Source organism: Actinomadura sp. KC345 (genome assembly GCF_004348515.1).
In the GTDB taxonomy this organism is placed as follows: Bacteria; Actinomycetota; Actinomycetes; order Streptosporangiales; family Streptosporangiaceae; genus Spirillospora.
Genome location: NZ_SMKH01000318.1, coordinates 1 through 8,506 on the forward strand (window position 1 = coordinate 1; position 8,506 = coordinate 8,506).

General features: G+C 72.0%; 8 protein-coding genes and 1 pseudogene. 7 read left to right on the forward strand and 2 right to left on the reverse strand.

Features of this window, described 5'->3' with window-relative positions:
* Positions 1-388, forward strand: a 388-nt coding sequence (locus tag E1281_RS41485; protein ID WP_279433676.1) for a nucleotide disphospho-sugar-binding domain-containing protein, incomplete at its 5' end; no start/stop codon positions are given.
* 70 nt (positions 389-458) lie between these two features.
* Here the strand turns inward: E1281_RS41485 and E1281_RS33660 are convergent.
* On the reverse strand, positions 459-1,184 hold the full coding sequence (locus tag E1281_RS33660; protein ID WP_131883756.1) for an NAD-dependent epimerase/dehydratase family protein: 726 nt from the start codon (positions 1,182-1,184) through the stop codon (positions 459-461).
* 192 nt (positions 1,185-1,376) lie between these two features.
* Between E1281_RS33660 and E1281_RS33665 the strand changes: the two genes are divergently transcribed.
* Genes E1281_RS33665 through E1281_RS33675 form a run of 3 tightly spaced genes read left to right on the forward strand, consistent with a single transcriptional unit; the run spans position 1,377 to position 3,978 of the window.
* On the forward strand, positions 1,377-2,324 hold the full coding sequence (locus tag E1281_RS33665; RefSeq protein ID WP_131883757.1) for an NAD(P)-dependent oxidoreductase: 948 nt from the start codon (positions 1,377-1,379) through the stop codon (positions 2,322-2,324).
* Positions 2,325-2,383: 59 nt separating this feature from the next.
* Positions 2,384-3,151 carry an SDR family oxidoreductase gene (locus E1281_RS33670; RefSeq protein ID WP_131883758.1) on the forward strand — a complete coding sequence of 256 codons (768 nt, stop codon included), beginning with the start codon at positions 2,384-2,386 and terminating at the stop codon, positions 3,149-3,151.
* Between the two features lie 50 nt (positions 3,152-3,201).
* Positions 3,202-3,978: a phytanoyl-CoA dioxygenase family protein gene (locus E1281_RS33675; RefSeq protein WP_131883759.1), complete on the forward strand. Its 777-nt coding sequence runs from the start codon at positions 3,202-3,204 to the stop codon at positions 3,976-3,978.
* Between the two features lie 38 nt (positions 3,979-4,016).
* On the opposite strand, the gene E1281_RS33680 is transcribed toward E1281_RS33675, so the two are convergent.
* A complete protein-coding gene (locus tag E1281_RS33680; protein WP_131883760.1) occupies positions 4,017-5,252 on the reverse strand; it encodes an acyl-CoA dehydrogenase family protein in 1,236 nt (411 codons plus the stop codon).
* A 233-nt stretch (positions 5,253-5,485) separates the two neighbouring features.
* On the opposite strand from E1281_RS33680, the gene E1281_RS33685 reads away from it, so the two are divergent.
* The 3 genes and pseudogenes from E1281_RS33685 to E1281_RS33695 all read left to right on the forward strand — a co-directional run.
* Entirely contained in the window at positions 5,486-6,703 is a 1,218-nt protein-coding gene (locus E1281_RS33685) for a class I SAM-dependent methyltransferase (protein WP_131883761.1), read from the forward strand.
* Between the two features lie 30 nt (positions 6,704-6,733).
* Positions 6,734-8,029, forward strand: coding sequence for an activator-dependent family glycosyltransferase (locus E1281_RS33690; protein WP_131883762.1), 1,296 nt, complete (start codon positions 6,734-6,736; stop codon positions 8,027-8,029).
* 20 nt (positions 8,030-8,049) lie between these two features.
* Positions 8,050-8,506 (forward strand): annotated as a pseudogene (locus E1281_RS33695) (glycosyl transferase family 28); the annotation flags it as partial.

The window sequence follows — 8,506 nt, forward strand, 5'->3', positions numbered from 1 at the left end:
TGTTCCGGATAATGTGCGGGTTGTTGATTTCGTTTCGTTGAATGAGTTGTTGCCGTCGTGTTCGGCGGTGGTTCATCAGGGTGGTTTCGGTCAGGTTCAGACGGCTCTCGCGCATGGCGTGCCGCAGGTCGTCCTTCCGAATGGACAGTGGGACACGGTGCCCAGAGCGCGGCAGGTGGAGGAGTTCGGTGTGGGGCTGAGCGTGGCCGATCCGGACCGCGTGACCCCGGAGGAGCTGCGGGCGAAACTCGTCCGGGTGCTGGATGAGCCCTCGTTCGCCGAACGCGCCGCCGCGGTGCGTGCCGAGATGCTGGCGACGCCCACCCCGTCCGACATCGTCCCGGTGCTGGAGAAACTGACCCACGAGCATCGCGGCACCCCCCGCTGAGGGCTCGCCGGTCACTCCGTCTCGGCCCCGGTCACTCCGTCTCGGCCCGGTCACTCCGTCTCGGCCCCGGTCACTCCGTCTCGGCCAGGTACCGCTCGATGGCGCGGCGGTGGTAGCCGGGCTCGAACGCGACCTCGGGGAGCAGCGTCCGCAGCTTCTCGGTCGACGGGCAGTGCGACGTGTGCTCCTCGCCGACGACGAGATGCTCCGCCGTCACGCCGAGGCAGCGCTCGATGTGCGCGACCATCCCGGCGACGTCCGCGCAGTCGCCGGAGGCCACGTTCACCACCTCCTCGCTGATCTTGGCGCTGAGGAGCCTGTCGAGGATGGCGACGAAGTCGCTCACATGGAGGATGTCCCGGCGGGCGCCGCGGTAGATCCGGACCCGTCCCGCGCGGATCTGCCTGATCATCGACGGGATCAGCCGGAAGTCCGGGCCATGGGGGCCCAGCACGTATCCGAGGCGCAGGATGAGGTGGCGCACACCGGAGCCCCGGATGGCCGACTCGAGGTCCAGCTTGTGCCGGCCGTAGCGGTTGGAGGGGACGACCGGGGCGTCCTCCCGCCCGCGGCAGCCGGGGGAGCCGTACATGCTGGCGGTCGAGAAGAAGACCAGCCGCCGGTCCTGACGCCGGCAGTGCTCGACGGCGTCCCGCACCAGGCGCGCCTCGCGCTCGTGCTCGGAATCGGGAAGCTGCTGCCGCGGCACGCCGGCGGCCAGCACGGTGTACTGCGGGTGGGCGTCGTGCAGCGGGCGCAGATGCCGCGCCATGAACCCGCTGCCGATGATCTCCATTCATCCAACGTAGGGCGCCGCCGTTTCGGATCCCTCGCGGCCGGCTCGACGGCCGGTCGGCCGGGCGCGGAGCGGAGGCGAAGCCGTCAAGCGTGCCGCGAGCGGACGCTGGCACGCTCGACCTCTGGCCGGTCCGCGCGACCCCGCGCGGGCACCGGCCTGAAAACCTCGACTCCTGCCGTCGGAGCGTACATGTCGGACAAGGCCCATCCCGGTGGCGGCCGGGTCGCCGTGCTGGGCGGAACCGGCTGGATCGGCCGGCACATCTGCGCGGCGCTGAGCCGCCACGGGCACGGCGTCCTCGCCATCGCCCGCAATCCCGTCCCCCACCTCTGCGATCACGAGTTCCTGCCGCTGGACCTGACCGCGGCCGACCCCGACCGGCTCGTCGAGGTCCTGCGCTCCGAACGCACCGAAGTCGTGATCAACGCGATGGACGGGGCCAACACGACGGACGGCTGGGACCGCACCGAGACGGAGCTGACCGACGCCAACGTGGAGGCGGTCCATCGACTCCTGGCGGCGGTCGGGGCCCTGCCGTGGCGGCCGCGCGTGGTCCACATCGGCACGATCCACGAGTACGGCCCGGTGGGGTACGGGGAGCCGGTCGGCGAGAGCACCGTACCGAGCCCGGTGAGCCTGTACGCGCGCACCAAGCTCGCCGGATCGACCGCCGTCCTGGACGCGGCCCGCAAGGGCACGGTCGACGGCGTCGTCCTGCGGGTGTCCAACGTCTGCGGACCCCACCCCTCGCCGCCGAGCTTCCCCGGCAAGCTGCTCAGCGCGGCGCGGGCCGCCGCGGCCGGGGGGCGGCCGGAACTGAGCATCGCCGACGCCAAGCGGGACTTCGTCGACGTGCGGGACGTGGCGGAGGCGGCGCTGCTGGCGGCGCGGGCGCCGGTGACCGCGCGTCCCATCAACATCGGCAGCGGTGTCGCGGTGGACATCCGCGACCTGGTCGCGCAGTTCCTCGCCGTCGTCGGCCTGCCGCCGGACGCGGTCAAGGAGGGCGCGGGGCCCGTGCCGAGCCTGGGCGGCGCCTGGATCCAGTCGGACATCCGGCTGGCGCGGCGGCTTCTCGGCTGGTTTCCGCGCACCTCGTTGCGCGACTCCCTCCAGGGGATGTGGGACGCGCGGTGAGCGGTCCGTCCCCAGGAGGAGTCGAGGGCGTCTCAAGCGCCGCCCCCTACGGTCGCGTCATGACGGCGATCCAGGACGGCACCGCCCCGCGCGCCGTCGTCATCACCGGGGCGGGGTCGGGAATCGGCCGGGCCACGGCCCGCGCGTTCGCGGACGCGGGCGCTCGCGTGCTCGCCGTCGGCCGTACGGAGTCCCGCCTGGAGGAGACCGCCAGAGGGCACGAGGGCATGGCCGTCCTCGCGGCGGACATCACCGAGCCCGGCGCGCCCGACCTGATCGTCGGTACCGCGCTGCGCTCGTTCGGGCGTCTCGACGTGCTGGTCAACAACGCGGCCGTGGCCGCCATCGGATCCTTGGCCGACCTGGAGCGCGACTCCGCCATCGGCGAGTCGCGGACCAACCTGCTCGCCCCGGTCTTCCTCACCCGCCGGGCACTGGACGCGCTTGAGGCGACCGGCGGCGTGGTGGTGAACGTCGGCACGGCGGGCGTGCTCGGGCTGCGATGCATGCCGGGAAGCTCCCTGTACGGCGTGACGAAGTCCGCCCTGGACTTCCTCACCCGCACCTGGGCGGTCGAGCTCGCCCCGCGCGGCATCCGGGTGGTCGGCGTCGCGCCCGGCACGATCGATACGGGGATCGGCCTGAGCATGGGCATGTCAGAGGAGACCTACCGGGCCTTTCTCGCGGACGTGGGCGCCCGCACCCCGGCCGGCCGCGCCGGCCGCTCCGAGGAGATCGCCTGGTGGATCGAGCGGCTCGCCCGTCCGGAGGCCGGCCATGCCACCGGCGTCGTGCTGCCGGTGGACGGAGGTTGGTCCACGACCTGACACCCGGGCGGACCCGGCGGGCGCCGGGCCGGGGAACGAAGGAGGAACCAGTGCATTCAGGCGCGCTCGTCACGGCACGGGACCTGGCGGAGGAGGCCGTACGGCGGTACCGGGAGGACGGCTTCGTCCACGTCCGGCAGGTGCTCGGCGAACCGGAGATCGCGGAGTTCCACGAAGACGCGATGGAGCTGCTGGAGCGTGAGCAGCGGACCGGCTGGGGAGCCGGGGACCGCACCGTCCTGGAGTTCGTCGCCGACTCCCAGTTGAAGAGCGAGGCGATGCGCCGCCTGGCCGTCCATCCCGTCATCACCGGGATCGCCGAGCGGCTGGCGGGCGTGCCGCTGCGGCTGTTCAAGCAGGAATTGCTGCTCAAGGAGGCGGGACGGTCCCTGCCCACCGACGCGCACTTCGACGAGTTCGCGCTGCCGTTCACCGCCGCGCCCTCGGGCCTGACCGCCTGGGTAGCGCTGGTGGACGTGCCGATGGAGCGCGGGTGCATGACCTTCGTTCCGGGATCGCACCTGCTGCCGCCCTCGCAACGCCCTCAGGACGCGTGGGAGCCCTTCGGCCGCCCGGAGGTCCGGTGGCTGCCCAGGGTGGCGGTGCCGGTCCGGGCGGGTGACTGCACGTTCCATCACATCCGCACCGTCCACTCGGCCGGAGTGAACGCGACCGGCGTCCCCAGGGTGTCGGCGTCCACGGTCTACATGGACGATGGCGCGATCTACCGCAAAACGGGGAACCGGGGCTTGGACGAACTGCCCGAGGCGGGGGAGCTGACGCCTGGCCGGAGGCTGGACGGCGCCCGGTTCCCGCGCGTCGGCTGAGCGAGGACGGGCTCCTCCCTTCCCCGGCTCCCCGTTGATCACGGACCTCCGGGTCCGCCGTCGTCCCCGAGCGCCGCCGCGCTCAGGAAGTCCACGGCGTCCGGGTAGGTGAACGGGTGCATGAACGCACCGGCCCCGACGTCCCGGTGCAGCCGGGACAGGGGGTGGGAGGCGGCATAGGAGGCGCCGCCCACCAGCGTGAGGCAGTCGGCGACGATGGCCGGCGCGAGCCGGTTCACCAGGAGCTTCGCGCGCTGGAAGGTGCCCATCATGCGGCGCCCGCGCTCACCGGGATCACCGGCGTACTCGTAGGAGAGGAAGTCCGCCGCGGCGAGCGCCGACGCGACGGCCGTGCGCAGCCCGTACAACCGCGCGTCGATCTCGGCCACGAGGGTGCGGCTCGCGGCCTTGGGCGCCTTCCGCCGCCGCAGCGCGTCGACGGCCAGGTCGTGGGCGGCCTGCGCGATCCCGGTGTAGATGCCCAGCATCGTGATCGAGCTGACCGTCTGGCCCGCCAGCGCGGCGTCGTCGCGCTGGTCGGCCGCCCCCCGCAGGAAGACGTCCCCGGCGCCGACGGGACAGTCCTCCAGCACGATGTCGACGCTTCCGGAGGCGCGCATGCCGAGTCCGTCCCAGTTGTCCAGGACCGTGAGGCCGGGCGTGTCCCGGTAGACGACGGCGGCGGCGTCCTGCGCCGGGCCGGAACCCGGGGCGGTCCGCGCCGATATGACGAAGTGCGTCGCGATCGGCGCCATGCTCGCCAGGATCTTGCGGCCGGACAGCCGCCAGCCGTCCTCGGCCGGGGTGAGCGTGCTGACGAACCGGCCACCGCCGGGGTGGTCCTTGACCGTGGTGCAGACGACGGCCTCTCCGGAGCCCATCGGCCGCAGGATCCGCTCGGCCAGGTTCCGCGCCGCGGGACCGCCGTGCCGCCATTCGTAGGTCAGCGTGAGCCCGCGGCTCAGCTGCATGTGCAGCGCGAGCGCGGTGGAGGCGTCGGCCTCGGCCGTCGTCAGCAGCGCCAGGCACACGTCCCGCAGGCTGGTGACGCCGAGCCCGCCCAGCTCCCGCGGGACGGTGGCGCCGAGCACGCCGTCCTTGCGCAGGCCCGCGAAGACGGCGGCCGGGAACGTGCCGGCGCGGTCGTGCCCGTCGGCCTCCGCCCGTATCTGCGGGAGGTGCTCGGCGAGCAGACCCAGCAGCGTGCGCCCCTCGGCGGTCACCGGTTCGCGAAGCTCTCCCGTCAGTGACGGGTCGACGCCGTGCACAGCCATCGCGTTCCCCGCTTTCCCTCAGCTCTCCGGCCGTCGTGCGGCCCCGGCGGATACCGATGATGGCCCGCCCGGTTCGAGATCCGCTGGAAGGCGGCTCCGCGGGCGTCCGGTCCAGTGGTCCTCCACGGTTTCTCCAGCGGACGCCGTGAGCATCGGTCGGAGCCGGCGATGACGGTCATCGGGTCATCGGCGTGCCGTCCACGAGACCGAGCCATGAGACCGGGGAAGATCTGATGTGTCGTGTCTGCGGTGGTACCGTCCACCAGTTCTTCGACTTCGGGCGCCAGCCGCTGTCCGACATGTTCCTAGGGCCTGGCGACCTGGAGCACGAGTTCTTCTTCCGGCTCGCCGTGGGCATCTGCGAGTCCTGCACGATGACCCAGCTCATGGACGAGGTCGCCCGGGACCGCATGTTCCATGACGCCTACCCGTACCACTCCTCCGGGTCGGTGCACATGCGCCGCCACTTCGAGCAGACCGCCAACCGCTTCCTCGACACCCACCTGAGCGGCCGCGGGCCCGATCCGTTCATCGTGGAGATCGGCTGCAACGACGGCGTCATGCTCAGGACGCTCGGCAAGGCCGGCGTCCGGCACCTGGGGGTGGAGCCGTCCGGCGGGGTCGCCGACCTCGCCCGCGCGAACGGGGTGCGGGTCCGCACCGACTTCTTCGAGGAGCCCACCGCGGCCGACATCGTCGCCGAGGAGGGGACCGCGGATCTGATCTACGCGGCCAACACGATCTGCCACATCCCCTACATCGGGTCGATCTTCCGGGGAGTGGACGCGCTGCTGGCGCCCGACGGCGCCTTCGTGTTCGAGGACCCCTACCTCGGGGACATCCTCGACCGCACCACCTTCGACCAGATCTACGACGAGCATTTCTTCTTCTTCACGGTGCGCTCGGTGCAGGCGGTGGCCGCGCGCCACGGCTTCGAGGTGGTCGACGTGGAGCGGCTGCCCGTGCACGGTGGCGAGGTCCGCTACACGATCACCCGCAGGGGCACGCGGACGCCGACGGCCGCGGTGGCCGAACTCGCGGACCTGGAACGCGCACGGGGACTCGGGACACGGGAGGCGTTCGACCCGTTCGCGGCCGACATCGAACGCATTCGCCACGAGTTGGTGACCCTCCTGCGGGGACTGGCCGCGGAGGGCAAGCGCGTCGTCGGGTACGGCGCGACGGCCAAGAGCGCCACGGTGACGAACTACTGCGGCATCGGACCCGAGCTGATCTCGTTCGTCTGCGACGCGACCCCGGCCAAGCACGGGAAGCTGATGCCGGGCTCGCACATCCCGGTCCGGCCGGGGGAAGCCCTCGCCGATCCGTATCCGGACTACGCCGTGCTGTTCGCCTGGAACCACGCCGAGGAGATCATGGCGAAGGAGCGCGCGTTCCACGAGGCCGGCGGCCGCTGGATCCTGTACGTCCCCGAGGTCCACATCGTCTGAGGCGGCACCTGGGGCCGAGGGAGGAATGCCGTGCGAGTCCTGTTCACCACGCTCCCGGTCAAGGCCCATCTGTATCTTCAGGTGCCCCTGGCCTGGGCGCTGCGGGCCGCGGGGCACGAGGTCCGCTTCGCCGTCCAGCCGGACATCGTGGACGACGTCACCGGTGCCGGCCTGACCGCCGTATCGATCGGTGAGGCCGTCCAGCAGGGCGAGCCCGCCTCCGCTGAACCCGTGCCTGACGAGGATCACCCGTGGAACTCGGAATGGGAGAGGGTGCTCGACCTGGCCGAGTCGCGACCCGAGAGATTGGGCTACGACTATCTGCAGGGCGTGCTCACCGCCTGGACGTTCAACTTCATGACCATCTCCCCCGAGCGGCTGGTGGACGAGCTGGTGGGGCTGGCCCGGAGCTGGCGGCCGGACCTGGTGATCTGGGACCCCGTCGTGTTCGCCGGGCCGGTGGCCGCGCGGGCGTGCGGCGCGGCGCATGCGCGGCTGCTCTTCGGCCTCGATCTGGTCGGGCATATGCGGGAGCGCTACCTGGGGTTCGTCCACGACCGGCCCCGGGAGCTGCGTGAGGACCCACTGGACGAATGGCTCGGATGGGTCCTGGCGCGGTACGGCCACACGTTCGCCGAGGACGCGGTGGCCGGCATGTGGACGATCGATCCGGTCCCGCCGTCGACGCGTCCGGCCGCCGGCCGCCACCGCGTTCCGGTCCGGTACGTCCCCTACAACGGCCAGGCCGCGATTCCGGGCTGGCTCAGGGAGCCGCCGAAACGGCGCCGTGTGTGCCTGACCCTCGGGCTGTCGTTCCGTGAGGTGCTGGGCCGGGACAGGGTCTCGGTCGCCCGGCTGCTGGAGGCGGTGGCCGATGTGGACGCCGAGGTGGTGGCGACGCTGAACGCCGACCAGCTCGCCGGCGTGCCGGCGGTTCCCGACAACGTCCGCGCGGTGGACTTCGTCGCGCTGAACGCGCTGCTGCCGACCTGCTCGGCGATCATCCACCAGGGCGGCATCGGGCAGTCGCAGACCGCACTGGTTCACGGGGTCCCGCAGGTCGTCCTGCCCAACGGGCGCTGGGACACCGTGCCCCGGGCCCGGCGGCTCCACGGCACCGGTGCCGGGATCCACGTCGGGGACGACGACGGCGCTCCGAGCGCCGACACGGTACGGCGCGCGTTGCTACGGGTTCTGGATGAACCGTCGTTCGCGCGGAACGCGGGGCGGCTGCGCACCGAGATGCTGGGCATGCCCGCGCCCGCGGACATCGTGCCTGTGCTGGAAACGCTGACGGCCGAGCACAGCGGCCACGGGAGCGGGTGAGTAACGTGCGCGTCCTTTTCGTGACATTCCCTACCAAGGCGCACCTGTATGCGCAGGTCCCGGTGGCGTGGGCGCTGCGGTCGGCGGGACATGAGGTGTGCGTGGCCAGCCGGCCGGACCTGGTGGAGGACATCACCCGCACGGGTCTCACCGCCGTTCCGGTCGGGGAGGTCCTCGACCTGGAGAGCAGGTTGCGGGAAGGCGGGGTCGCCGACGCGCCGGACGGCCGCGACCTGCTCACGATGGACGAGCTCCGCCCCGAGCGCGCGACCTACGACGCGCTCCACGGCCTGTTCACCGTGCTGACGACCGAGGGATTCCCGCTCGTCTCCTCGCCGGACACCATCGATCAGCTCGTCGGTTTCGCGCGGGAATGGCGGCCGGATCTGCTGATTTGGGATCCGCAGGTCATCGCCGGTGGGGTGGCGGCGCGGGTGTGTGGGGCGGCGCATGCGCGGTTGTTGTACGGGTTGGATT